Below are 26,546 nucleotides of genomic sequence, written 5' to 3'. Positions count from 1 at the left end.
CTTGTGCTCACAAACGCCGTTCTTCGAAACGACGTTCGCAGGAGTCTCGCGCTTGCACTCCAAGAAACTAGTGCAACATAAAAGATATACATTTTTAAAATGTTAATTAAAATCTATAATTATCGCTTCAAGTTGACAAGTTCTTGCAGAATCTCATCAGAAGTTGTAATTATACGAGTATTTGCTTGGAAACCACGTTGTGCGACGATCATTTCAGTGAACTCTTCTGATAGGTCGACGTTGGACATTTCGAGGAAGCCGGATTCGATTGTTCCGAAACCTTGATCGAGTGCAAAGCCTGTTTCTATATCACCAGAGTTTGCAGATGCTCGATACAAGTTTCCACCTACTTTTTCAAGGCCTCCTGGATTCGAGAACTTAGTCATTTCGATTCTTCCAGCTTCTTGAAGTATCGCTTTATTATCAGACATGACTTTATCAAAAGTTGTTTTGGCTGGATCATATGCCCCTTTAGCTGTGTTGTATGGACCTATCGCAGCTGTTTCAGCAGCTTCAGCTGTCGTTTTTGCAGCCTCGGCTGCCGTTTTTGCATTCTCCGCTGCCGTTTTAGCTGCTGTAGCAGCGTTTATAGCTTCTTGCTTCCCTGCTGCACCCGCGGGTAAATTGTTAGCTCTTTCCAAATCTGCTTCCGCTTTTTCTAATGCTTTTTCTGCTGCTTTAATATCTGCATTTGCTGTCTTAACTTCATCTTTAGCTTTATTTAAGGCTTCCTCTGCTTCTTTAAATGTTTTTTCAATCGGTCTAAATATTGCCTCAGCAGCGGCTATGGCAGCTTCAGCGCCTTCTGGTAAATCCACAAAAAATACTGTGCCATCTTGTCCAATTGACATTGACGAAGCTGTAATTGGAATATTAATAATCCCATCTGTACCTACAACATATCTACCATCACCATCTACCAGATCACCATTCTTATCCATATAAAAGTTTCCAGCTCTTGTATATGAAACCTCTCCTCCATCCATTACTTGGAAAAATCCATCACCCGTAATTGCCAAGTCTAGTGTGTTCCCTGTAAACTGGCTGGATCCTTGTGTGTGTAGTGTGTCAATAGCAGCAATTTGTGAACCGAGTCCAATTTGTTTTGCGTTTACTCCACCACGATTATCACTTGGTGCAGAAGCGCCTGCTGTAGTTTGGGAGACGAGATCTTTAAAAATTGTGCGTCCTTTTTTAAATCCATAAGTATTCACATTCGCAATATTATTACCGATAACGTCTAACTTCGTTTGGAAGTTTTTCAAGCCTGAAATTCCTGAGTACATTGATCGTAACATGTTGGTTTTTCCCCTCTCGGATAGTTAATCAATTACGCCTTGGCGGAATTGCGTCCAGATTTTTATCGAGCAAGCTCGGTAAATTCAATTAAAAATCTGTGACATCCGCCGGAGGCTAGTATTTTATACAGCGACGGTTTTCCGCTGTATAAAATTTGTAACCGCCTCTGTCAGTCGGCAGTACGTCGGCATCCTCGTTCTGAGGTCCTGCCGGTGTTAGCTGAGCACGATTGTGCCGTCGATGTTTGTAAATAATTGATCTATCGCTTCCTTGCGATCCATCGCTGTAATGACGGTGGAATTTTTTGCGCTGATGATGAGTGCTGCTTGATCCATCAGTACAAGCGATTCTTTGATTCCCTTCACTTTTGCTTCATTCACCTTGTCTGTGATGTGTGCCCATTCAGTTTCTGTAATATGAATGTTCCGCTCCTTCAGCCTGTCCGTAGCGTGTTTGCTGATTTTCAATTCTTGCGGCTGGATTGCTTTGTTCAGCTCTTCAAGAAACGATTGTTTCGACTGTTGCGGTGCTTTCAACGGTTGGCCATGGCGGATTAGCGGCTGCGATGGAACGTGGTGAATGTTCAACTTGTCCATACACTCGCTCCTTTTATGCTTGTTGACTGATGGATGTGAATGAATCGCCGTCGATTCGTGTACCGTCGTCCAAAATATATTGAAGCTTTCCTTCCTTATTGGAAACGGATACGACTAGACCCGACTTTTCTTCTTCTCCATCCATATACCCGACTGTTTTGCCGATCAAAAGGCTGGCCTCTACCAAACTATTAGCATTTCCCGAGCCTGCTAGCACTTCAGAAATATTGCCCGGTGTCAGTTCCTTCCCGTCTGCCATCGTGAAGACGACGGATCCATTTACAAATTTTGCAGATTGGATGATGCCTGTCCCTTCGTTGACGATTGGTTTGCCTGCCTCGTCTTTCTCATCCGTTAATTCATGCCAACGGACATTTTTTCCAACGAATTGATTATATTGAATCAATTGAGATTGGTTTTGCGCCTCGGCGAATTTTTCAAATGCATTGGCCAAGTTCATCGTTTGTTCCAAAGATGAAAACTGCGCCATCTGTGCTATGAATTCGTTATCTTTCATCGGGTTCGTCGGATCCTGGTTTTGCAGCTGTGCAATGAGGATTTTCATGAATGCATCCTTGCCCATTGTATCTGGCCCAGTTTGCCGTTGATCCCGCTGTTTATTTATTAGAAACATTGAGTCTGTTATTGGTGATTGTCCCTCTATCATTCATTACACCTCCAATTCGATCATATATTCCTCAAATGAAAGTTCTTCGTCCGATGATTTCTTCTGCTTGTTATCATCCGTCTGCTGCTCACGCTTGAACTGTTCATTAAATGATTGTTCACGTTCATTTCTTTGCGATTCTTGGATGGTCTGTGTAATGTCAACACGGTCGACTTGCAGATTTTGCTGATTGAACGCATGTTTCAGTTGGTGCAACTGACTATCAAGCAGTCCTTTTGCAAAAGCGGTTGATGCGAGGATTCTCGCCGTCATTACACCGTTCGTTTCGAGTAGTTCGATTCGGATCTGACCGAGATGCTCCGGATATAGCTTAATAAGCATCCGATTGGTTCCGCCTACCTGGCCGAAGTTTGACCGTTTCATTAACGCCTGCATATCTCTAAGGAATGCTTCGCTCCGATTCGTTGTGCTTGATTCCACCTGTTTCACAGGAATATCTGCTCTGACTATCGTAGTCGTCGTTGCATGTACGGAACCTGAATTTGAAGTTGTATCTGTATGTTTCTGTCCGGATCCGTCTGCGTTTGTTGATGTTGCAGAATTCGTTTCAAGGACGATTCTGAATTCGTTTTTTTGATTGATGAACGGCAATGGCTCCTGTTTTGCTATGGGTGCCATAATCCGCTGTTCGAATTGTCCTGCAGCTCCAGCCATCATATGACGGAAATTGTCAACCTTCTGCTCCATCGATAAGAGCATATCGGTTTTAGGTGCTATCATTTCTATCGTTTTTATAAATGTTAGGAGTTGTGCAGCTTCATTTCTTGTTTCAGGCTGTTGAAGCGACTCAGTTAAATTTTCAAAAAAACGGATTCCCGCCTCCTCTATCATGTTCAGCAATGTCCACATTTCAGAGGTGATCGTCAATTCCTCTGTTTCAGCTTTGGGTATTCCGGCTTTCTCCAATAATTGTTGAAGGTTTACAAGAACTTCTTCAGGATCGATTGACAACATTTCCGCTATTTCTTCCAAGCTCCGGTTGTTCTTGTCAGGAGTAAAAATAGTATCTGGTATCTCCATCTTCTCGATTCCTTGAATCGCTTGTACAGCATTCTCCAATTCTTCAGCAGTCGAAGCACTGAATAGATTTGGAATCAATTCAATCGGGATTGGTACCTCTCCGTCAGTAGGAATCTCCATTTCTGAAGTGTTTTGCGAAATGCCTGCAAATATCGCCCCGAACTTAGAAGTGTTTGGGCCACCGTTTTGCATGTTGCCTGTTGAAATTTGGTTCATTCCCATCAAGGATTGCAACGCACCGATATTCACTCTTTTTCCACCTCCCTTCATGTAAATAACACCTTTAGATTCCACCTATTTTGTCATAAGACTTGTATACTTAGCGGCATCTTCGGGCGACATCTTCTCTAATATCGGCGCGAGAACTTCAGGTTTTAGACTTGTAAGGATTTCAATTGCTTCCGCATCACTCATTTTTGTAATGACGGGCGCTGCCGATTTAGCTGACATTTTCTCGAACGTTGAAATGATTTCTTTCATGTCCCGTTTATAGTCTTCTTTCTCCATCTTCAACGCTTCTATTTGAGCTAAAAGGTTCGCTTGTTCGTCCAGCAGGGTCTTTTTTTCATCTGCTGATTTCGTAAGCTCTTCTTGGAGTTTACCTAATTGGACTTCCTTCTCTTGGATTTCCGCCTGCAATTCAACGACACGCTCTTCAATGATCAAATCGCTTCCCTTTTCGTCGTCGGGTTTCTCCTCTTTAGTAAACGGAAGGGATTGCGTCCATTCCTTTGCTTTATCAAAGACGTTCACATCTGCGACATATGCGATGATCAAGAGAACCATTGTTGTGAACAAAAGCGGTATGAGGGTCCATAGCAAAACTTCTTGAAAGAGGCGGGCGCCTTTTTTCTTTTCAACGATTTTCTCGTCAGTTTGCAGTTTTGAGTTCCTTGCCAAATTACCACCCTGTTTCTCTTCTATGGAACTTCAATGTTGATAATTCATCCAACAAACTTGCTTCCGCCTGTTCCATTTCAGTACGATAATGTTCTTTATCTTTTTCCTTCATCTTTTCGAACTTTTTCACTTCAATCGTCTTTTCCAACAACTTCTCTTCGAACCAGTTCATTTTAGATCGTGCTTTAATGACAGTATGCTGAAGTACTTCAATCCGCTTATCAAGACTATCGATAAACCGGGCATAGTGATGGATTTCATTGATGGAGAAGCCTGTTTTCATTTTTTCCTGATGATCGGCAATGACATCTTCTTTGCGCTTTAACAGTTCATATAATTCAGTTGCGACCGTTTCGAAAGACTCGACTGCTTTCTTGAATTCTACTTCAGTTTCAGTTTTTTCCTGTTCCCGGTATGTGAGCACTTTTTCAAATCGATATTCATATGGTTTCATCGTGTACCTCCTCCTGGAGCAAGTGATATCAATTCTTCGATGCTGTCTTCCATCTTCACGTTCGCTTGATAGCTCTGCTTCAAAAAGTTGGTGATATGCGGTTCGTACTCGATGGCTTCATCAATTTCCCTTGAAGTGCCGCGCTTATACGCTCCAATATTGATAAGATCTTCGGACTTGTCGTACGTGTAATACAATTCACGGAGCTTTTCAGCGGCTTTGACATGTTCCGAACTGGCGATATGATTCATGAGACGGCTCACACTTTTCAGAACGTTAATTGCCGGATATTGCCCTTTGTTTGCGAGCGTCCTGTCCAAGACGATATGACCGTCAAGTATGCCCCGTACCGCATCTGCAATTGGTTCGTTCATATCATCACCGTCGACGAGAACTGTATAGAACGCTGTAATCGCACCGACGTCATTTGTGCCGGTCCTCTCGAGGAGCTTCGGTAATATCGAGAATACGGATGGCGTGTAGCCCCGTGTTGCAGGTGGTTCTCCGACTGCAAGTCCGATTTCCCTTTGCGCCATCGCGACACGCGTGACGGAATCCATCATGAGCATGACGTTCATCCCTTTGTCCCTGAAGTATTCTGCGATTGCAGTCGCTGTGAATGCACCTTTGATCCTCATGAGTGCCGGCTGGTCGGATGTAGCAGCGACGACGATTGTCTTGCTCAATCCTTCAGGTCCTAAATCCCGCTCGATGAACTCACGGACTTCGCGACCACGTTCTCCGATCAATCCGATAACATTCAAATCAGCTGTCGTATTTCTTGCAATCATCCCGAGCAAAGTACTTTTCCCGACGCCAGATCCTGCGAAAATCCCTACCCTTTGGCCATTACCGACAGTCAACATTCCATCGATCGCCTTGACGCCGACAGCCAATTTTTCACTGATTGGCTTTCTCGTCATGACATTCGGAGGATCCTGTTCTGTCCTCACTGTCGATAATCCTTTCGGAAGTGGACTGTCATCGATTGGATTTCCCATTGAATCTAACACCTTTCCAATCAAGTTCATCCCGACCTTCACCTCAAGCGGCTTTCCTGTACATTCGACTAGACAGCCGCTTGAAATGTCTGTGATGTTCGAGTAAGGCATCAAGATAACAATTTCCTCCCTGAACCCAACGACTTCCGCCAATATGACAGCGTCTTCTCTGCCTCCATTATTTAGATGGATATGGCACACATCACCGACCGAACTTTCCGGCCCTTGCGACTCGATCATGAGACCAACTACTCGGACAACGCGGCCGAATTTCGGAAAGGTATTCAATTTTAGAATGACATTCAACAGATCCTTCGCTTTCTTCATCGTCAGTCACCACTTTCCAACATTTCAACGAGTTTCTCTTTGAGCTCGTTCAATTGTTCATCGACACTGACAACTATCCGGCCCTGATTCGTTTCAATAATACATTCATTCGTGTCGAAATCATCATTTGCAAAGATCAGGAATGGAACATCCGGTGGAAATATGGAGGCGAGTTCTGCACGGTTCGATGAGACTAATTCAAATTGGGAGACTGAAATATAGAGTTTGATTTCCTTCATTTCCCGCGCTTCCTTCAATCCTCTTTTCACGATTGATAGGAAAGCTTCCTCATTCTCTTCAAGCGTCTTCCCGAGAATACGTTCCGCCGTTCTCATCGCGATTTCCAATATGTTTCGTTCTTGTTCATCCAAATATTTCAGTGCGTTTTCCTTCGATTGGATAGTGACTTCATTTGCAATTTTCACGGACTCACTCATATCAGATATCGACTTGCTTCGTCCTTCTTCGTATCCAACTTGGAAACCTTCATCATAAGCCTGTTGCTGCAACGCCGTCTTCTCCTGCTCCCATGCAGCTTGCATGGCGGCGATATCTTCTTGGGCGGTTTGCCTCATTTGCTCTACAGCACCCCGTTCCATTTCGATTTGTGTTCTTGCGTCTTTCAACATCCGGTCCCGTTCAACAAAGAGGACTTCCTTAGAAAGCACTTCCGCTGAATCATCAATCGTCGGCATATTCAAATTCCTGATTGCGATTTCCTTCACGTTTCCTTCCTCAGAAATCGTACGGGAAGAACGAAAAATGTTAGACAATGATGTCATCCCCTCCACCACGGGCTATGATGATCTCACCTGAATCTTCCAATCGTCTGATGATGGATACGATTCTGGCCTGTGCCTCTTCAACATCCCGCAGTCTCACAGGACCCATTACTTCCATTTCTTCTTGGAATGATTCGGCCATCCTCTGAGACATGTTTTTAAAGAGGATCTCCCTCACTTCTTCACTGGACACTTTCATCGACAAGATGAGATCCTCGTTTTCACACTCACGCACAATTCGCTGAATGGAACGATTGTCCAATGTGACAATGTCTTCGAAAACGAACATTCTTTTACGGATTTCCTCCGCAAGCTCGGGATCTTGGATTTCAAGCGCATCCAAAATGGTTTTTTCAGTAGCTCTGTCAACCCCATTCAACACTTGGACAACCGCATCGACTCCGCCAGTCTCTGAGAAATCTTGCGTAACGGTGGAAGATAGCTTCCTTTCCAATACGGCTTCGATTTCACTGATGACTTCGGGGGAAGTGGAGTCCATCGTCGCTATCCTTTTTGCGATATCCGCTTGCATTTCTTGTGGAAGAGATGAAAGGATCATCCCCGCCTGCTCCGCTTCAAGATACGACAATATCAATGCAATTGTCTGCGGATGCTCATTTTGAATGAAATTCAAGATTTGACCGGGATCCGCCCTTCTTGCAAAATCGAACGGACGCACCTGTAAAGATGAAGTCAACCGATTGATGATGGCTTGAGCATGTTCTTTCCCCAATGCTTTTTCCAATACGGTTTTCGCATAACCGATACCACCTTGAGATATATAATCTTGGGCAAGTGCAATGTTATGGAACTCCTCGATGATTTCTTCTTTGACGGCGGAATCGACTTTCTTCACACCTGAAATTTCAAGCGTCAACCGTTCAATCTCCTCTTCCGTCAGATGCTTATAAACGGCTGCCGAAACTTCCGGACCGAGTGATATGAGCAGGAGTGCCGCCTTTTGCTTACCCGTCATTCCTTTATCTTTCTTTACCACAGTTCATCCCTCCGTCATTCCTCGGCAATCCATGTTCTTAGCAGCTTGGCAAATTCTTCAGGCTTATCCTTCGCCATCTTTTCAAGTTGCTTTTTGCGAAGGGTCGCTTCCGTTTCGTTATGTTCCATATTAATATCTTCTACTTGCAATGCTTCACGCTGTTCTTCGAGTATCATCGCTTCTTCCAATTCGCTTTCTTGCCTGCGTTTGCGGAAATAGGCGACGATCAGGATGACTATGACAGGTAGTAAAGCTGCTCCAATCGCATATACCCACCATGGGATTACACCTTTTGAGGGTTGAGGATCCATTTCCACTTTCCCATTGAATATTTGAGTGGATATTGCAATCTTGTTTTGCCAATACTCCTCACTGACATCCGCTGGTAAGTAGGTTTTATCGATTGAAGTGCTAATAATCGTTTCTAATATCGTCCGGATATCACCTTTAACATCCTCCGATAACGAGGAGATGTCATTCACATCCGGCGGTTCAACCATCACTTGAATTCCGATATCACGAATTTTATATGGACTTTCAACAATATCCTTTCGAATCCGGTTCACTTCATTGTTGATTGTCTCTTCCAATCGTTCATAATCCCCGTTTGCGTTATTCCCTTCTACAAAATTCGTCCGGTTGTCTGTTGGATCTTCGCCTTCAGGCACGCCCCCTGCAACTGCGCCGTTCCCGGAAAAAGATTCTGTGATCCTTTGTACACTGATTGCCAAGCTATCCAGATCCTCATCTACTCGATCCACTAGGTTTTCTTGTCTGTTCTCCTGTTTGAAATCGATGTCTGTCGTTACGGAGACAACAACTTTGTCCTGTCCCAACATTGTGCCAAGCATCATTTGCACTTTTCGCTGGAGATCGCGTTCAATCGTCTTTTTCAAATCCATTTGATTGACAACATTCATGCCAATTGATTGATCAGGTGATTTCAGGTCGAAGTATTCGGAGTACTGATTCATGATGACAATATCGTCTGTAGATAAATTCGGTAAACTTTTAGACACTAAATTATATAAGGCAGTAATTTGAGAATCCGTAAACTGATGCCCAGGTTCCGTCTTCAGCATGATTGCAGCACTTGCATTTTGAACAGCTTCGTTTAAAAAGACGCTTTGTGTCGGCAATGTAATCATTACATTCGCATCCTGCACACCTTGGATACCTTTGATTAAATTCGCCAACTCGGTTTGCATTGAAGCGAGCTTGATCATATTGAATTCATTATCCGTTGTGCCAAAACCAGCGTTCTGAGAGAAGAACGAATAATCGATTGTTCCCGTATTCGGATACCCTACCGCAGCAAGGGAGACAAGAAGGTCATCAACCCGTTCTTTTGGAACGAGTATGGACGTACCTCCAGGTGCAATTTGGCTAGGAACGCCTTGCGCATCCAGCTCCTCCTTGATACGTCCTATTTCTGCACGCGAAACGTCACTATATAAAGGGACAAATTCCGTCCTCGATAAGAAGTACGTTAAAAATGCAGCAAAAATAATGACAGCAGCCGCGGATCCAATATATGTTGTTTTTTGTCGTTTCGTGCGACTCGACCAGAACTGTTTCAAGTCAGTCCCAATTTTCGTCAATCTTTCTTTCATTCTGATCCCCCGGTCTGCTTACATAGTCAACGCCGTTACGAAGAACGGCGTTTGCGAGTAAAAGCGAAGCGTTACGAGCACATCTTCGCCCTGCCGTTAGAAGAACGGCGTTTGCGAGCAAAAGCGAAGCGTTGCGAGCACATCTTCGCCCTGCCGTTACGAAGAACGGCGTTTGCGAGTAAAAGCGAAGCGTTGCGAGCACATCTTCGCCCTGCCGTTACGAAGAACGGCGTTTGCGAGCAAAAGCGAAGCGTTGCGAGCACATCTTCGCCCTGCCGTTACGAAGAACGGCGTTTGCGAGCAAAAGCGAAGCGTTGCGAGCATATCATTGCCCTGCTTGTTGAGGCGAAATGGTCACCTTCGCTTTTACACTGGCATTCTAATAATTTCCTGATAAGCCTCGATGACCTTATTCCGCACTTCCATCGTTGCACTCAATGCGATAGATGCTTTTTGTGCGGAGATCATGACGTTATGTAAATCAACATCTTCTCCAAGAATAAGTTTCTGGGTCATTTTATCCGATTCGATCTGTTTGACATTCACTTCTTGAATGGCGTCTTTTAAATACGCCCCGAAGTTTTTTTGCGCTTCGTATGGCGTTGGCTGAATACCTTGGTTTATTTTCATGAAACCTGGTACATTGCCTGCGCCTTGTATAGAATTTATCGGCATTAGTCGTTACCTTCCTTTCCGATCATCATTTTCCTATTTCAAGTGCTTTCATTAGCATCGATTTGTTGGCATTCAACACTGTGACATTCGCTTCATAAGATCTTGTGGCGGACATGAGGTCGATCATTTCCCTTAACGGATCCACGTTCGGCATTTGGACATACCCTTCTTCATTGGCATCGGGATGGGTTGGCTCGTAGACAAGCTTGAACGGTGTTTCTGTATCTTCCTGTATGCGGGAAATTGTCACTCCATAACCGGAAGCACCTCTATCTTGGCTACCCATCGCCGCTTGCAGCATCGAAGAGAACCTTCCTTCCATCGGTTGGAAACTGACCATTTTCCTGCGATACGGCTGCCACTCACCATCCACCATCTTCCCACGGGTTGTCTCAATGTTAGCCATATTAGAAGAAATGACGTCCATTCTAAGTCTCTGGGCTGTTAGAGCTGAGGCTGAGGTATTAAGACTATGGAATATAGACATGCTTAACGACCTCCTTTAATGACATTTTGAAGTGAGTTGAATTTACTGCTGAGACGGTCGACCAATGCATTATAGTAAATCTGGTTTGCCGCAAGGTCGGCCTGCTCTTTGTCCATATCCACGCCATTGCCGTCTTGCCTGTAATTAAAATCGGCATATTTGGCTATACCCGGTTTTGATACTTTTGAAGAAAAATCAATATGCAGTTCATTTGTCCGATACGCACTGATCGGTTTACTTTGGGCTTCATGCATCATTTGCTTGAAGTCGACATGCTTCGACTTATAATTCGGCGTGTCGATATTTGCTATATTTTGCGAAATAACTTTTCCCTTTGCAGAAGAGAAATTCAAACCTTGCTCCAACAGTGAAATCGTTGATCCATAAATGTTCATAGTCTATTTCACCTCTGGTTTTTTAATAGTTTATCTATGGAAATAAGCTTTTCTATAAAACTTTCATATAAAACACATATCCTATTGTAGCGGATTTTGGCGAACTTTGTCCATCATATTAATCAAAATAGATTAGGTCAAAACAACCCTTTTAAAACATTAAAAACCTCGAGTTTATAGTTCTTAGGACTATTTTCACAATCTAGCGATTTAGTATTACTCCCTATTTATCCCACCTAAAATTTCTTACATAAAAATAACACTCCGGCAGTTGCTCAGCCGAAGTGCCATATTGGTTAGTTTTTTTGGTTTTCAAGTTCTTCGAGGAACTTGCTGTTCAATACTTTAATGTATGTGCCTTTCATACCAAGTGAACGGGACTCGATGACACCCGCACTTTCAAGCTTACGCAAAGCATTGACGATAACTGAACGTGTAATTCCAACACGGTCAGCAATTTTGGAAGCGACAAGAAGGCCTTCATTGCCATCAAGCTCTTTAAAGATATGTTCAATCGCTTCGTGTTCACTGTAGGACAATGAGTTGATAGCCATTTGAACTACTGCTTTGCTACGCGCTTCCATTTCGATTTCTTCGGATTTCTCACGAAGGATTTCCATGCCGACTACAGTTGCACCGTATTCAGCAAGAATTAGGTCGTCTTCAGTGAATTTTTCTGCCAAGCGCGCAAGAACAAGTGTCCCCAGACGCTCGCCACCGCCGATAATCGGTACAACAGTTGTCAAACCATCTTTGAATAATTCACGTTCCTCTTCAGGGAATACAGAATAATCGCTGTACACATCGATGTTTGAAGATGTTTCATTCACTTCGAAAAGCTTTTGCGTATACTCTTCAGGGAATTTACGTTCTTGGAACATTTGCTTCATACGCTCATTGTCGATTTGATGATGAATTTCCAAACCGAGCAACTTACCTTTTCTGCTGACGATGAATGCATTACATTCAATGACTACACTTAATTTTTCAGCCATTTCTTTGAAGTTTACAGGCTTTCCAGCTGTTTCTTGCAACATTGCGTTGATGTTTCTTGTTTTTGTTAATAAAGACATAATAATTTCCTCCTAATAGTTCCTTTTGTATTTACGAATATTCTAAAGCTTTTCAATCATTAAATAAACTAAAACGTCTCATTATAAGATGAAATGTGACAAATCTTTGTTTTTTACGATGTTTTTCAACTTTTCATCGACATATGCGACTGTTATCGTAATAGATGATGGCCCAATCTCGGCAGCTTCATACGATAACTCTTCAAGCAATTTCTCTAAAATCGTATGCAGACGCCTTGCCCCAATGTTTTCGGTGTTATCGTTCACATCGAAAGCAATTTCAGCAACTCTCTCGACAGCTTCTTCCGAAAAGTCGATTTCAACGTTTTCTGTCGCCAACAACTTTTCGTATTGCTTGATCAATGAAAAGTCAGGTTCCTTCAAGATCCGTACGAAATCTTCCTTCGTAAGCTTTTCAAGTTCCACTCTTATCGGAAAACGGCCTTGCAGCTCCGGAATGATATCTGACGGCTTTGACATATGGAAAGCACCCGCCGCAATAAAAAGGATGAAATCCGTTTTCACAGGGCCATACTTCGTTGTCACTGTCGAGCCTTCCACAATGGGCAGTATGTCTCTTTGAACACCTTCCCGCGAAACGTCTGCAGATGACCCGCCGCTATTGCCTCTACTTGCGATCTTATCCATTTCGTCGATGAAAATGATGCCGGACTGCTCAGTCAGCTCAACCGATTTTCTAGCAATTTCATCATGATCGATTAATTTGTCCGCTTCTTCGGCTTGAAGAATCTTTCTTGCATCTTTTACCTTCATTTTACGTTTCGTCATTTTTTTCGGCATTAAAGAAGATAATGCATCCTGCATGCTCGCACCCATTTGTTCCATTCCCGAACCTTGCAGGGCGTCAAACATGGAAGGCTGTTGGGAGGATACTTCGACAGTAATCGATTCATCCTCCATCTCACCGGCTGCGAGACGACGGGCGATTTCCGACCGTTTCCGGCTAATGTCATCTACTTCCTCAGGACTTTTATCATCCTCATCAGCCTTCTGTCCAAAAAGCATTTCAAACGGATTCTGCATATTGGCTTTGCGCTTTTTTTCAGGAACGAGCAATTCGACAAGACGTTCTTCTGCAAGCTTCTCTGCCTGACCTTTAACAGCTTCCCGCATTTCCTCCCGTACGATGCGGACCGCCGACTCTGTTAAATCCCTTACCATCGATTCGACATCTCTACCGACATATCCGACTTCCGTGAACTTCGTCGCTTCCACTTTAACGAAAGGGGCATTGACGAGCCTCGCAATCCTTCGCGCGATTTCCGTCTTTCCGACGCCTGTCGGTCCGATCATTAAAATGTTTTTAGGGATGATCTCCCTTTTTTCTTCATCAGACAAAAGGCTTCTTCTGTACCTGTTCCGGATGGCGACGGATACCGCCTTTTTTGCAGCATCCTGTCCAACAATGTATCGATCCAGGTAAGCAGTCAGCTCCCGAGGGGTCAATTCCTGTTTTTTATTCATTCGAGTACCTCCACAATTATCCGGTCGTTTGTGTAGACACATATTTCTGCAGCCGTCTCAAGCGCAGCCTTCGCAATCTGCTCAGCGTCAAGTGTATCCCCGCTATACTTCTTCAGCGCGCGTCCAGCCGCAAGTGCATAATTCCCTCCCGATCCGATCGCAAGTACGCCATCATCGGGTTCAATCACTTCTCCGGTCCCCGAAACGAGTAGAAGCCTTTCTTTGTCGGCGACGAGCAGCATCGCCTCCAACTTCCTCAATATCCGGTCGCCCCGCCATTCTTTCGCCAGTTCAACGGAGGCGCGTTCCAAATTGCCATTGAATTCACCAAGCTTGCCTTCGAATAATTCGAAGAGGGTAAAAGCATCAGCGACAGATCCTGCAAATCCTGCAATTATTTTACCGCCAAACAGCCTTCTTACTTTTTTAGCGGTATGTTTCATAACAACGGATTCTCCCATTGTCACTTGCCCGTCACCCGACATTGCACAAACACCTTTGTGCCGGATGGCAAAGATCGTTGTAGAATGAAATTCCATCAGCTCATCCTCCTAAGCCCGCGGATGTGTTTTCATATACGTTTTCCGCAGATGCTCTTTCGTGATATGCGTATAAACTTGCGTCGAAGATAGATGACTATGACCCAGCAATTCCTGAACAGTTCTCATATCTGCGCCATTTGACAGTAGATGAGTCGCAAAGGAATGGCGGATCATATGCGGATAAATCTTTCCGTGAATGGACGCCTCTTCCATCATTGCATTCAGCACATGTCGTACGCCTCTGTCCGTGATTCTGTCACCGCGCAAATTGACAAACAATGATTGATGACTTTTCTTCTTCATTAGTATAGGACGACTTTTTTCCATATAGGATTCAAGTGCATCCTGGGCGAAGCTTCCGAATGGGACGTAACGCTCTTTCCTGCCCTTCCCCATCACTTTGACGATGCCGAGCGAATTATCGATATCGGCCAATGTAATGGATGTCAGCTCACTTACCCGGATTCCAGTGGCGTAAAGCAGTTCAAGAAGCGCGCGATTGCGCATTGATTTTGGGTCCCCGCTACTACATACTTCAAAGAGCGATTCCAATTCCTTTTCATAAAAAAAAGCCGGAAGCCGTTCTTCCTTCTTTGGATGGTGCAATAAACGGAATGCATTATCATTTATCCCGAATCGAGCATTGCCAAACTTATAAAAAGAACGAATCGATGAAATCTTTCTTGAAATTGTCTTCCTTGCCAATCCTTTGTCGTACAATGTTGTTATATACAATCTTGCTTCAGGATAGTCGACATCATTCAGATCAGCAATTCCTTCTTGGGATAAAAAAGAGAGGAACTCGTGAATATCATTGCTATATTCCGAAACCGTCCGGGATGAATAGTTCTTTTCAAGGCGGATATAAGATATGTATTCGTCAAGAACAGCCTCTGGACCATTTCGTTGCAAGTGCTTCACCCCCATATGAATCACTCTAACAATTATAACAAAATTGGAACATGTTTGAATAGTGGTTATTTTTTCTTTTTTTGACCCACTTGTTTTTTTGCCGTTAATCGAAAAGGAGGACTAATTCGGAAATTCAAAAGTCATCCACGATTCACTATAACGTAAACTGTATTGTTCCGGCAACAATATCGTCTTAGGTTGTCTGACATCTACTGTGTTTTTGGACACAGTTTGTTCAATTTTTATGGTATGCATACATTAAAAAGCTGCACGATGCAGGATTTCTCCGTCATGTGCAGCTTGCGATTCACACCTTTACTGCTAATTTGAATTCGTCTAATGGACGTTCGGAATTCAAATTCCTTCAAATGTGCCCGCTTCTTATTCTTGTGCGTCCTCTTTATAGTCACATTCGGTACATTGAATCTGAACACCTTTTTTCAATCTTTTTTCAACTAAAGTGCTTTGACATTTCGGACAAGGCCTTGCAATCGGTTTATCCCAAGATACATATTCGCATTCAGGATATCTGTCGCAGCCGAAGAAAATCCTTTTCGTTTTGCTTTTTCTCTCGACGACTTGCCCTTCTTTACATGATGGACATGTGACTCCGATCGGCTTGATGATCGCTTTCGTGTTTCTGCAATCAGGGAAATTCGAGCAAGCCATGAACTTTCCGTATCGGCCCATTTTAAATACCATTGGAGAACCACATTTCTCGCAATCCTCCCCAGCCGGCTCGTCTTTGATTTCAATTTTCTCCATTTCTTCATCAGCAACTTGGACATGCTTTTCAAATTCTCTATAAAACTCATCGATGACCTGTTTCCATGCAATCTCCCCATCTTCGACATCGTCAAGGTTCTTTTCCATTTCGGCTGTGAACTCAATGTTTATAATGTCAGGAAAATATTGGTTCACCGCTGAATGAACAATTTCTCCAAGCTCCGTCGGAACGAACCGTTTGGCATCCAATGTGACGTAGCCCCGTTTTTGGATTGTATCGAGTGTCGGCGCATAAGTCGACGGCCGGCCGATTCCAAGCTCCTCAAGCGTCTTTACGAGCCGTGCTTCCGAATACCTCGGCGGCGGCTGTGTGAAGTGCTGCTTCGGATCGATGTCGCTCCCTTTCACGCTTTCGCCTTTCTCAAGCGGCGGCAGAATGCCATCCTTCTCTTCTTCCCGATCGTCTTCCCCTTCGATATAAACTTTCATAAAGCCCGGGAATTTCACTTCAGAACCGGTTGCCCTGAATTTAACATCGCCATTCATCAGATCCGCAGTGACCGTGTCAAGTACAGCAGGAGCCATCTGACTTGCAACGAATCGTTCCCATATCAATTTATAGAGCCTGTGCTGGTCGCGCGATAAAAACGCTTTCATCGCTTCAGGCGGCCTCATGACCGAAGTCGGCCTTACTGCTTCATGCGCATCTTGCGTGTTGGCCGATTCCTTTGCCTTCGCCTTGGAAGTGGCGACGAACTCCTTGCCGTACATCGTTTCGACGAAAGAGACCGCTTCGCCTTTTGCAGTTTCTGAAATTCGCGTGGAATCGGTTCTCATATACGTAATAAGACCAACGATACCTTCTTTGCCGGTATTGATTCCTTCGTACAACTGCTGGGCAAGCATCATTGTTTTCCTTGCTCTGAAATTCAATTTTCGTGCCGCTTCCTGTTGCAGGGAAGACGTTGTAAATGGAGGAGCCGGGTTCCTTTTCCTCTCCTTTTTAACGACATTGACGATTTCAAATTCATCGCCAGACATTTTAGAAAGGACTTCATCGACCTGCTTTTTATTTTCAAGCTTCATTTTCTTCGATGCATCCCCATAGAAGGATGCCTCAAATGATTTTCCTGCCTTGATGAACTTTCCGCTGATGCTCCAATATTCTTCAGGGATGAATGCCTTAATTTCATTTTCCCTGTCGATGATCAATCTCAAAGCGACAGATTGTACACGCCCGGCGGATAATCCCTTCTTCACTTTCTTCCAAAGGATCGGGCTAATATTATAGCCTACAAGTCTATCCAATATCCTTCTTGCCTGTTGGGCATCCACACGATTCATATCGATAGGCCGCGGGTTTTTAAAAGATTCCTTTATCGCATCTTTTGTAATTTCATTGAAAACGACGCGGCAATCCGAATTGATATCCACACCCAATTGGTGTGCCAAATGCCATGCAATCGCTTCCCCTTCTCTGTCGGGGTCAGCCGCGAGAAAAATTTTCTTCGCTTTTTTAGCGTCTTTTTTCAACTCTTGCAATATAGGGCCTTTTCCGCGTATTGTGATGTATTTTGGTTCATAATTATTTTCTGTATCGACGCCCATCTGACTGCGGGGCAAATCCCGCAAGTGCCCGATGGAAGCCCGAACCTTATACTTCTTCCCTAAATAACGTTCAATTGTTTTCGCCTTTGCGGGCGATTCAACAATTACTAAGTAATCTGCCATTTTCATGTTCCTCCTCATAGAGGTTCTCCTTTACATTTCCGCAGGGCTGTCTTTTAGTCTTGCCCATTCAGTTTCCCGATGAATCCGGATGTAAAAGAATATCTGTTGCAAAATGTATAACAGATTTGATTTAAAATCAACCTTTTCAATAAAAGGCATGTTTTCCCTTTATAGAAATGAGCGGTTTTCAAGCGCTTGAAAGCCGCTCCAGATAGGCTTTGCACCTTGCTCAATCAATTTATTCGGCCCGAGCGATAAAGTGGACGTAATCGGACCTGGGACCGCGCAAATCACCTTTCCATGCTCAAGCGCGTGATCGACTGTGCTCATCGTGCCACTCTTCTCCTCCGATTCAGTGATGATAATAGACTCCGACAGACCGCTAATAATTCTATTTCTCATCGGAAATGTCCATTTGGCAGGTCGCATATACGGAGGATATTCAGTCAGCAGTAAATGATGTTCAGCCATTTGTTCTGCAAGCAATTTGTTTTCTTTGGGATACAAGTGGAATAGTCCATGTCCAAGTACCGCTACCGTTTTTCCGCCATAGTGAATCGCGGACTCGTGCGCCATCGTATCCGCCCCTTTTGCGAGACCGGAAACGATGACCGCGCCACTATCGACGAGCGGAGGAACAATGTATGAAAGCGCTTTCCTTGAGTAGTCGGTCGCTTTTCGGGAACCGATGATTGCCACTTTCAAAGAAGTGTCCAATATTGTTAGATCGCCTTTCACATAGAGAACTGCCGGTGGGTCAATCAGCCACTTCAACGGCTTTGGATAGGCTGGATTCGTAATTGGAATAGGGATGATTTTCTCTCGATGATAAAGAAGGGGAAAAGGAGTTTGTTCATGCCGTTTCAACTGTTCATTCAGCCGGACTGCTTTTGCTTTGGGGATTTGGAGCAGTCTCGCCAAATCGTCGGTGCGATAATGGTACAGAAGTTGAAGATTGGGGTCCATCTGCAAAATTTCAGCTATTTTGTTAAAAGGGACAGGATAGACATAATGCAAGGCAATGAGCCTTCGGTCGACGTCGGTCAGTTTCACGCGATTCCTCCTTCAATTCCCGATATGTATCTAGCTTCGTGCGCTAGATGCTCGGGTAATAAGTCAAAGATGCTACGTGGCAAAGACCGCCACTTCACATCTACGCCCTATGCCTGAGGCCAGCAGGAAGCTGGTCATGCAGTCGTTGCGACAGGATGTCGCGCCCTAGACTGCGAACTACTACTAAACAAGCGCATTCCGCTTTTAGTGCAAAAGTACAGCATGCAGTTTACCCTGCATGCCGTACAGTTCATCAATGGGTTTTACATTTTTCGTAAAGACCTTGATCTTTTAGAACTTTGATAAGTGTTTCACCGATAACAGATGGCGTGTCAGCCACTTCGATTCCAGCAGCGTTCATCGCCTTGATTTTTTCTGCAGCTGTACCTTTACCGCCAGAAATGATTGCACCAGCGTGGCCCATTCGTTTTCCTGGAGGTGCAGTTTGACCACCGATGAAGCCGACGACAGGTTTCGTCATGTTCGCTTTCACCCACTCGGCAGCTTCTTCTTCAGCTGTACCGCCAATTTCACCGATCATGACGACCGCGTACGTTTCCGGGTCTTCGTTGAACTCTTTTAGTACGTCGATGAAGTTTGTGCCGTTTACAGGGTCTCCACCGATACCGACAGCTGTCGTCTGGCCAATGCCCGCTTGTGAAAGCTGGTGAACAGCTTCATATGTCAATGTTCCTGAACGTGATACGACGCCTACATGGCCTTTTGTGTGAATGTAGCCAGGCATGATGCCGATTTTACACTCATCAGATGTAATGACACCTGGACAGTTCGGTCCGACAAGGCGAGTTTTCTTACCTTCCATGTAACGTTTCACTTTTACCATGTCAAGAACTGGGATATGTTCTGTAATACAGATGGCCATATCCAATTCAGCATCGACTGCTTCCAAGATTGCATCTGCTGCAAATGGAGCCGGAACGTAAATTACTGAAACATTCGCACCTGTAGCTTTTACAGCTTCTTCAACCGTATTGAAGACAGGTACACCTTCAACTTCTGTTCCACCTTTACCTGGTGTTACACCGCCGACGATTTTCGTACCATACTCAAGCATTTGCTTCGTATGGAAAAGTGCTGTTGAGCCTGTAATACCTTGTACAATCACTTTTGTATCTTTATTAATATAAATTGCCATCGTTTGTCCCTGCCTTTCTTAGCCTACGAGTTCAACAATCTTTTGTGCACCGTCCGCCATTGTATCAGCAGCGATGATGTTTAATCCTGATTCGTTCAATAGCGCTTTACCTTTGTCTACGTTTGTACCTTCCAAACGCACAACAAGCGGCACTTCAAGACCAACTTCTTTCGCAGCCACAATGACACCTTCTGCGATAACGTCGCATTTCATGATGCCTCCGAAAATATTGACAAAGATTCCTTTGACGTGTTCGTCGGACAGAATGATTTTGAATGCTTCTGTAACTTTTTCAGCGGTAGCGCCGCCCCCAACGTCAAGGAAGTTAGCCGGTGATCCGCCGTAGTAATTGATTGTATCCATCGTTGCCATTGCAAGACCGGCACCGTTAACCATGCAGCCGATATTGCCATCAAGGGATATGTAGCTAAGGTCGTACTTGGAAGCTTCTATTTCTTTTGGATCTTCTTCATCGAAATCGCGCAATTCGACAATATCTTTATGACGGAATAATGCGTTGTCATCAAAATTGAATTTCGCGTCCAATGCCAATACATTGTCATCGCCTGTAACGACAAGCGGATTGATTTCAACGATTGATGCATCTTTTTCGACAAATACTTGATAGAGTCCTAGCATGAATTTTGCAGCTTTGTTCACAAGGTGTGTAGGGATGTTCATGTTGAAAGCCATACGGCGCGCTTGGAACCCTGTAAGACCAACGATCGGATCAATGATTTCTTTAAAGATCTTTTCCGGAGTCTCTTCAGCGACTTCCTCAATGTCCATTCCGCCTTCTTCAGACCCCATAAGAGTTACTCGATCTGTAGCACGGTCGACAACAAGTCCTAAATAATATTCCTTTTTGATATCTGATCCTTCTTCGACAAGAAGTCGTTTCACTTCTTTTCCTTCAGGGCCTGTTTGATGGGTTACAAGGGTTTTGCCAAGAAGCTCTTTTGCATACTCGCGCACCTCGTCAAGATTTTTAGCGATTTTAACACCGCCAGCCTTTCCACGCCCGCCGGCATGGATCTGCGCCTTGACAACGATAACGTCAGTTCCGAGTTCTTTTGCCGCTTTTACAGCTTCATCAGGTGAGAAAGCTACCCGACCATTTGAAACAGCAACGCCATAATCTCTGAGCAGCTGCTTTCCTTGATATTCATGGATATTCATCTTACATCCTCCATTCGAACTTGTAGCTCATAATTTACTGCCGTATCTATTGTAGTAAACATGTCAAATAATGTCCACAATTGTTGTTGCCATATAAGCATTTTTAGATGTTTTTAGATAGTCCCTGTCATTTTCCACTATTATTCTCCCGTGAACCATGCTCTCGGTCCACTTGGTAGATGTATGCAAACACCTCTGCCACCGCTTGATATAGCTGTTCCGGAATCGTTTCATCCACTTCGAGCTGCCCCAACAATTCGACTAGTGTTGGATCTTCCTGTATCGGAACTTGATGTTCTTTGGCCTTGGTCAAAATATTTTCCGCAATTTCCCCTTTTCCTTTTGCGACAACCTTTGGAGCATTTTCTGCATTCGGATCATATGAAAGCGCAATCGCTTCTTTGCGGGTATGTTTTTGTTCGGTCATATCCGGAAGTCAACTCCACCTTGTTCCGACATCATCTCATTCTGCCTCTTCGCTTCCCTTTTTCCTTCTTCTTCGAAAGGTTTAAAAGTGACCCCCGATAGTCTATAATCCACCGATTCGAGTCCTTCCCTCAATTTCATTTGCAAGAGAGCGCCAATTTCCCTCAATTGATGATTTTCGTTGAAAACAGTTATCGCGACTACCCGATTTTGAACTTGCATATCGACAACTGTCTTGTCGATCGATTCCAATTCCAAGTAAAATAGGATTCTGGCGAAATCCGCATCGATTTTGCCATCCTCTTTCTTCCTTCCGCTCCATTGGATTGTTGCATCAATCCGTTTTCCGAGGAATTCCAGGGGTAGCTGCATAACAATTTGCTGGTTCATACCCGAGTCGCTAGACTGTAAAATTGAACCATTCATCCTCGCGATCATTGTCTCCGCCGCATCGCGCAAAGCTGGAGATACTGCACTGTCATGCAACAGCGCAACCAATTGAGGTTTCAACATATCCATCTTCTTTGCAATATCCTGATTTCCGTTTAGCAGCCCAGCTTCGTAATTGAACCCAAGTGATTTGAAAAGTCTTTGCATCACATCCCTCATCACCTTGCCGTCAACTGCTTGTTCAACCGCAGCTTGCGCCCCTTGCACCAGTTCCTTCGTGAACGGCAGCGGTGATTGCTCCATTGCACGAAAAAGATCAGGCAGCTTGACGGCAACGTTTTCCTGAAGCAAGGCTTTCATGTGAGTAGATGGAACGTTTGCATTAAACGGCAGTGCACGGTTTTCATCCAGAGTCATCCGGAGCAACATTTTACTTACTTGCTCGCCGATTGGAGAGTTTCTCATTTCGACGGGAGGTTTGCTGGCCAAATCCTCTACAAGGCCAGTCAGTTGCGACCGGAAAGGCTGTTGCAGGACAGCTGTATTTTTCACCATTTCTTTAAACTGTCCAAGCAAGGCATCCACACCACTTGAAGATAGGGAGAAATCTGCTTTCAAAACGGATTTCCATGCTTCGACAAGCAGCGAAGACGGCGTTTGTATCTGTCCTGGTGAATGGATAGTACGGGACTCCATTGGTTGACCGCCCGAAAGCATTGTTTGATTCGTGTTGCCTGCTGCACTGTCAATTAAGGCGGAATGAAGGACAGATTGTAAATTGGCAAGCGTAGTATTGGATGCCATCACTCCTGAACTTTTCAGCAGCTGTAATATTTGGAATCGTTCCTCCCTAGGAACGGTTTCATCTAGCAACTTTAGCATCGCCCCGCTAAACAATGCCCTTTCTGCAGCAGTAGCTGTTATTCGGCCCGCGTCACCTAACGCTGCAAGGATTCTTTCCTTTGTCTGCGTTTGTATGCCTGTATCCGTGACCAATGCATTCCTTAATGCATGCAAGACTGCGTGTAGGCCATCCTTTTTCTCCACCCCTAAAAGGGAATTGAAATTAATCTCATTTAATGGAAGTTTTAATTCCACCAACTTCTGTATAGCGACAAGCGCTTCGTGGCGCAAAGATGGTTGTACAGTTTTCAATAGATCAACCGCATTCAGCAAGATTTCTTTGGAAACAGGAAGTCTCTCTTTCAAAAAATGATTCAGGACAGCAACCATTTCCGGGGATTTTGGAAGTTGCATCGAGTCCATCAAATTCGACATTTGCCTTGCTTGTCCTTCGGTTGCTTGCAATGGACCAGAAACGACTTTGATTTGCAGTTCCGGAGTGACCGATTTCACTTGGAAATAATAGGCGTCGCCCGCTTTCATCGGGACTTCCAGTTTAGCCATCAATTTTTGGCCGCCGATTTGTACTTCGGCCATCTGTCCAGGGAAAAGCTGTTTTATCTGTCCATGGAACATTTGGCCTTCCCTCATAATCAATGGCTGTTGTGATACAGACGATACGGACTGGTTACTCAAGCGGGAAATTGATGGATTGTTCATTCAGGATCACCTTCCTTCTAAGATCGATTTGACAGGCTCAAACGTCTTTCTATGGTGTGCACACGGTCCGTGGAGATGGAGGGCCTCCACGTGCTCCTCCGTGCCGTATCCGGCGTTCTTCTTGAAGTTGTACATCGGGAACTCTTCATGAAGCCGGTTCATCAATTGATCCCTCGTCGTTTTGGCCAGGATGGACGCAGCGGCTATTGCGAGACTTTGGGCATCCCCTTTGATGATTGACTCCGATTTGCAGCCGACTTGAAGCTTCATGGCGTCCGCCAAGACGATATCCGGGCACGCCGCCAAAGTGCTCACTGCTTTTTCCATTGATTCTCGGGTCGCGGCATAAATGTTCATTTCATCGATTCTTTCTGCTGATTGAATATGTACTGAATAGCTGATAGCCACTTCTTTAATAATAGTGGATAATCGATTTCTTTCTTGTACGGGCAGCTTTTTTGAATCATTGAGCCCGAGTAATTGCGGCGCTTCATCGGGCAGTATGACGGCGGCACAGACGACAGGGCCTGCTAACGGACCTCTTCCAGCTTCGTCGACTCCTGCCACAAGTGCCCCTCCGTCTGTTCTATATCTGTTGTCGAAATTGATTTTTTCTTGTAGCATTTGTTCAAGTTGCCGTTTCTTTTCGTAATTCCGATACCATTTTTGCAATTCTTTTTTGACGCCTGCACGATGGTCATCTTCAAGAGTTCTCATCCATGGTTCAGGATTGGATGTTTGTTGCAGTTGTTCAGAAATTTCTTTGATCGTTTTCATTATTTCACCTTCTATTATGTATATATCCGAATAACGGTTTTCTTTTTATATCGGTCAATATTTCGGATTGTGATTGTTTCCATAAGAAAAGGCCGATCGCCACGGTTTTATTCCGTAACGTCATCGGCCTGTTTGGATAGGTCAGACGTGAAATCGAAAGTCAGCTTGCCAAGCAGCTCACTGCGGATGTCTTGGATAATCAATTCAGCTACCTTGTCGTAATCGATTTCACCGCCTTGCGTATATGCCTTTCTGGACTCACCTATGCAATCGAAAACCTTTTGTATATCTTCACCTACAGTAGGGATGCCGTAACGCTTTTCGAGCCGATCCGGATAATGTTCCTCCAGAAAGCGGAGCCCATAGACTGCAAGGCTTTCCATATTCACGATGGTGTCCTTGATCGCTCCAGTCAATGCAAGCTTATACCCCACAGCTTGGTCTTCAAATTTCGGCCAAAGGATTCCCGGCGTATCGAGCAATTCCAGTTCTTTCTCGAATTTGATCCATTGCTGCGCCTTCGTGACACCCGGCTTATTGCCAGTCTTCGCAATATTCTTCCTCGCCAAACGGTTGATCAATGTCGATTTTCCTACATTGGGGATTCCGACAATCATAGCGCGGATTGCCCCCGGCCGAATGCCTCTCTTTTTCAAACGCTCGATTTTCGGAGCTAATATTTCCTTTGCCGCCTTTGTGACAGTCTGCAACCCTTTCCCTTCAAAGGAATTTATGGCGACCGCCCGAATACCTTCCGACTCGAAGTGTTTAATCCAACGCTCCGTCTCTTTCTCATCCGCGAGATCCATCTTATTTAAAATGAGCAATCTCGGTTTTTGCTGGATGACTTCATCAATCATCGGGTTTCTCGATGAAAGGGGCAAGCGGGCGTCTATCAACTCGAATACGATGTCGACAAGCTTCAATTGTTCAGTCACTTCTCGTCTTGCTTTGGCCATATGGCCCGGAAACCATTGAATGGTCATGACTTCATCCCTTTCTTAGTTCACCGTGCCAAAATCTTTGATTGGCCAGAATATGAATTTTGTGCTTCCTATCATTTCTTCAATCGGTACAGCACCGATATGTCTTGAATCTTTACTTTTTCGACGATTGTCACCCATTACAAACACATGACCTTCAGGAACGGTCTGCATTCCTATTTTTTCTTCTAGCGTAAAGTCCTCGGTCAACGTTCCTTCAGTAATCTCAGCTTTATATTGATCAAGATATGGTTCGTCATAAGGTTGATCGTTAATGTATAGAACGTCGTCCTTATATTCCACTTTATCACCTGGAAGTCCAATGACCCTCTTGATGTAATCCTTCTTTTCAGGTGCATGGAAGACAACAATATCGAAACGGTCCGGTTTCCCGAGTGTATAACCGATTTTATTGACAATCATTTTATCGCCGTGTTCAAGTGTAGGCATCATTGAAATGCCGTCCACCACAATCGGTGTGAATAAAAATATCCGAATGATTGCCGCCAATCCAAACGCTATTAAAAGCGCTTTGATCCATTCCCAAGTTTCATTTTTCTTTTTCTCTTCATTCATCACAAAGCCTCCCGCCAAGTCACTATCCTTATTGTACAGTCTATTCATTATTGAGGCAAAGAACAAAAGCGCAGTGCACTCGAAAAGAGTATTTCTGTGGTTTTTGCAGAAATGAAGGCATCCTTCCGGCATCCACAGTTAGATGAAAAAGAAAGGAGACCATTTTTTCTGGTCTCCTTCTGTTGAATAGGAAACAGCGGAGATGCAATCCCCGCTGTTTGAATTTTATCGGATTTCTTTGATACGTGCTGCTTTTCCGCGAAGGCTGCGAAGGTAGTACAATTTCGCACGACGTACTTTACCGCGACGAGTAACTTCAAGTTTAGCGATTTTCGGTGTGTGTACAGGGAATGTACGTTCAACACCTACACCGTTGGAGATTTTACGGACTGTGAATGTTTCACTGATTCCGCCACCACGACGCTTGATAACGACACCTTCGAACAATTGGATACGCTCGCGCGTGCCCTCAACAATTTTCACGTGCAAGCGGACAGTGTCCCCAGGACGGAAATTAGGATGATCTGTACGAAGTTGGTCTTTTGTTACTTCTGCAATAATGTTTTGCATGTTATTCTCTCCTTATCCACAGATGCTCTTGCACTTTTTGCCTTTGCAGCGGAACACCAGTCAGTATGCACTTCTCATAGAAGTACATAGTAGATATTATCATAATGGGACGTTATGTGCAAGACAAAAAAGTTGATTTCGGCTTCAGCCGGACGCTTTCCGCGGGCACG

The 26,546-nt window shown here is 44.4% G+C and carries 27 protein-coding genes; all 27 read right to left on the bottom strand.

The window, feature by feature from the left end; genetic code table 11:
- Positions 1-119: 119 nt before the first annotated feature.
- The 27 genes from AWV70_RS15610 to rplS all read right to left on the bottom strand — a co-directional run bounded on the left by AWV70_RS15610 (position 120) and on the right by rplS (position 26,376).
- A complete protein-coding gene (locus AWV70_RS15610) occupies positions 120-1,298 on the bottom strand; it encodes a flagellar hook-basal body complex protein (RefSeq protein WP_060209125.1) in 1,179 nt (392 codons plus the stop codon).
- 216 nt (positions 1,299-1,514) lie between these two features.
- Positions 1,515-1,895: a TIGR02530 family flagellar biosynthesis protein gene (locus AWV70_RS15605; RefSeq protein ID WP_060209123.1), complete on the bottom strand. Its 381-nt coding sequence runs from the start codon at positions 1,893-1,895 to the stop codon at positions 1,515-1,517.
- A gap of 13 nt (positions 1,896-1,908) precedes the next feature.
- A complete protein-coding gene (flgD, locus tag AWV70_RS15600; protein WP_060209120.1) occupies positions 1,909-2,562 on the bottom strand; it encodes a flagellar hook assembly protein FlgD in 654 nt (217 codons plus the stop codon).
- Positions 2,563-2,565: 3 nt separating this feature from the next.
- Positions 2,566-3,873 (bottom strand): flagellar hook-length control protein FliK, encoded by a 1,308-nt coding sequence (locus tag AWV70_RS15595; protein WP_060209118.1) that lies wholly within the window; start codon positions 3,871-3,873, stop codon positions 2,566-2,568.
- Positions 3,874-3,897: 24 nt separating this feature from the next.
- Positions 3,898-4,503, bottom strand: a complete 606-nt coding sequence (locus tag AWV70_RS15590) for a MotE family protein (protein WP_082713656.1) — start codon at positions 4,501-4,503, stop codon at positions 3,898-3,900.
- A gap of 1 nt (position 4,504) precedes the next feature.
- On the bottom strand, positions 4,505-4,957 hold the full coding sequence (gene fliJ, locus AWV70_RS15585) for a flagellar export protein FliJ (RefSeq protein ID WP_060209116.1): 453 nt from the start codon (positions 4,955-4,957) through the stop codon (positions 4,505-4,507).
- Positions 4,954-6,285: a flagellar protein export ATPase FliI gene (gene fliI / locus AWV70_RS15580; protein WP_060209114.1), complete on the bottom strand. Its 1,332-nt coding sequence runs from the start codon at positions 6,283-6,285 to the stop codon at positions 4,954-4,956. Before fliI ends, fliJ begins: the two co-directional genes overlap by 4 nt.
- A gap of 2 nt (positions 6,286-6,287) precedes the next feature.
- Entirely contained in the window at positions 6,288-7,067 is a 780-nt protein-coding gene (gene fliH / locus AWV70_RS15575; RefSeq protein WP_082713655.1) for a flagellar assembly protein FliH, read from the bottom strand.
- Positions 7,051-8,064 (bottom strand): flagellar motor switch protein FliG, encoded by a 1,014-nt coding sequence (gene fliG / locus AWV70_RS15570; RefSeq protein WP_060209112.1) that lies wholly within the window; start codon positions 8,062-8,064, stop codon positions 7,051-7,053. The genes fliH and fliG overlap by 17 nt, the downstream gene beginning before the upstream one ends.
- Positions 8,065-8,078: 14 nt before the next feature.
- Positions 8,079-9,677 carry a flagellar basal-body MS-ring/collar protein FliF gene (fliF, locus tag AWV70_RS15565; protein ID WP_060209110.1) on the bottom strand — a complete coding sequence of 533 codons (1,599 nt, stop codon included), beginning with the start codon at positions 9,675-9,677 and terminating at the stop codon, positions 8,079-8,081.
- A 366-nt stretch (positions 9,678-10,043) separates the two neighbouring features.
- The gene (gene fliE, locus AWV70_RS15560; RefSeq protein WP_235588702.1) at positions 10,044-10,307 is read right to left on the bottom strand and encodes a flagellar hook-basal body complex protein FliE; all 264 of its coding nucleotides are present in this window, start codon (positions 10,305-10,307) and stop codon (positions 10,044-10,046) included.
- 70 nt (positions 10,308-10,377) lie between these two features.
- A complete protein-coding gene (gene flgC / locus AWV70_RS15555; RefSeq protein ID WP_060209103.1) occupies positions 10,378-10,839 on the bottom strand; it encodes a flagellar basal body rod protein FlgC in 462 nt (153 codons plus the stop codon).
- A gap of 2 nt (positions 10,840-10,841) precedes the next feature.
- On the bottom strand, positions 10,842-11,234 hold the full coding sequence (flgB, locus tag AWV70_RS15550) for a flagellar basal body rod protein FlgB (RefSeq protein WP_060209101.1): 393 nt from the start codon (positions 11,232-11,234) through the stop codon (positions 10,842-10,844).
- Positions 11,235-11,530: 296 nt separating this feature from the next.
- Positions 11,531-12,307, bottom strand: coding sequence for a GTP-sensing pleiotropic transcriptional regulator CodY (gene codY / locus AWV70_RS15545; protein WP_060209099.1), 777 nt, complete (start codon positions 12,305-12,307; stop codon positions 11,531-11,533).
- An 81-nt stretch (positions 12,308-12,388) separates the two neighbouring features.
- Entirely contained in the window at positions 12,389-13,792 is a 1,404-nt protein-coding gene (hslU, locus tag AWV70_RS15540; protein WP_060209097.1) for an ATP-dependent protease ATPase subunit HslU, read from the bottom strand.
- A complete protein-coding gene (hslV, locus tag AWV70_RS15535; RefSeq protein WP_153010012.1) occupies positions 13,789-14,334 on the bottom strand; it encodes an ATP-dependent protease subunit HslV in 546 nt (181 codons plus the stop codon). Before hslV ends, hslU begins: the two co-directional genes overlap by 4 nt.
- A 9-nt stretch (positions 14,335-14,343) precedes the next feature.
- Positions 14,344-15,261: a tyrosine recombinase XerC gene (xerC, locus tag AWV70_RS15530; RefSeq protein ID WP_060209093.1), complete on the bottom strand. Its 918-nt coding sequence runs from the start codon at positions 15,259-15,261 to the stop codon at positions 14,344-14,346.
- Positions 15,262-15,627: 366 nt separating this feature from the next.
- Complete coding sequence (topA, locus tag AWV70_RS15525) at positions 15,628-17,703, bottom strand: type I DNA topoisomerase (RefSeq protein WP_060209091.1); 2,076 nt, start codon at positions 17,701-17,703, stop codon at positions 15,628-15,630.
- A gap of 168 nt (positions 17,704-17,871) precedes the next feature.
- A complete protein-coding gene (dprA, locus tag AWV70_RS15520) occupies positions 17,872-18,756 on the bottom strand; it encodes a DNA-processing protein DprA (RefSeq protein ID WP_235588697.1) in 885 nt (294 codons plus the stop codon).
- A gap of 253 nt (positions 18,757-19,009) precedes the next feature.
- Complete coding sequence (sucD, locus tag AWV70_RS15515) at positions 19,010-19,912, bottom strand: succinate--CoA ligase subunit alpha (RefSeq protein ID WP_060209089.1); 903 nt, start codon at positions 19,910-19,912, stop codon at positions 19,010-19,012.
- A gap of 18 nt (positions 19,913-19,930) precedes the next feature.
- Positions 19,931-21,091 carry an ADP-forming succinate--CoA ligase subunit beta gene (sucC, locus tag AWV70_RS15510; protein WP_060209087.1) on the bottom strand — a complete coding sequence of 387 codons (1,161 nt, stop codon included), beginning with the start codon at positions 21,089-21,091 and terminating at the stop codon, positions 19,931-19,933.
- A gap of 127 nt (positions 21,092-21,218) precedes the next feature.
- Positions 21,219-21,518, bottom strand: coding sequence for an EscU/YscU/HrcU family type III secretion system export apparatus switch protein (locus AWV70_RS15505; RefSeq protein WP_060209085.1), 300 nt, complete (start codon positions 21,516-21,518; stop codon positions 21,219-21,221).
- A complete protein-coding gene (locus tag AWV70_RS15500) occupies positions 21,515-23,470 on the bottom strand; it encodes a hypothetical protein (RefSeq protein WP_060209083.1) in 1,956 nt (651 codons plus the stop codon). The genes AWV70_RS15505 and AWV70_RS15500 overlap by 4 nt, the downstream gene beginning before the upstream one ends.
- Positions 23,471-23,476: 6 nt before the next feature.
- Entirely contained in the window at positions 23,477-24,247 is a 771-nt protein-coding gene (locus AWV70_RS15495; RefSeq protein ID WP_060209081.1) for a ribonuclease HII, read from the bottom strand.
- 107 nt (positions 24,248-24,354) lie between these two features.
- Positions 24,355-25,233, bottom strand: a complete 879-nt coding sequence (ylqF, locus tag AWV70_RS15490; RefSeq protein ID WP_060209080.1) for a ribosome biogenesis GTPase YlqF — start codon at positions 25,231-25,233, stop codon at positions 24,355-24,357.
- A gap of 15 nt (positions 25,234-25,248) precedes the next feature.
- On the bottom strand, positions 25,249-25,806 hold the full coding sequence (lepB, locus tag AWV70_RS15485; RefSeq protein ID WP_060209078.1) for a signal peptidase I: 558 nt from the start codon (positions 25,804-25,806) through the stop codon (positions 25,249-25,251).
- 225 nt (positions 25,807-26,031) lie between these two features.
- Positions 26,032-26,376 (bottom strand): 50S ribosomal protein L19, encoded by a 345-nt coding sequence (rplS, locus tag AWV70_RS15480; RefSeq protein ID WP_060209076.1) that lies wholly within the window; start codon positions 26,374-26,376, stop codon positions 26,032-26,034.
- Positions 26,377-26,546 lie beyond the last annotated feature (170 nt).

Origin of the sequence: Sporosarcina koreensis, from assembly GCF_001531445.1 — a bacterium.
Lineage (GTDB): Bacteria > Bacillota > Bacilli > Bacillales_A > Planococcaceae > Sporosarcina > Sporosarcina koreensis_C.
The sequence above is the reverse complement of the archived record's forward strand: the minus strand, read 5'-3'. Positions and strand labels throughout refer to the sequence as shown.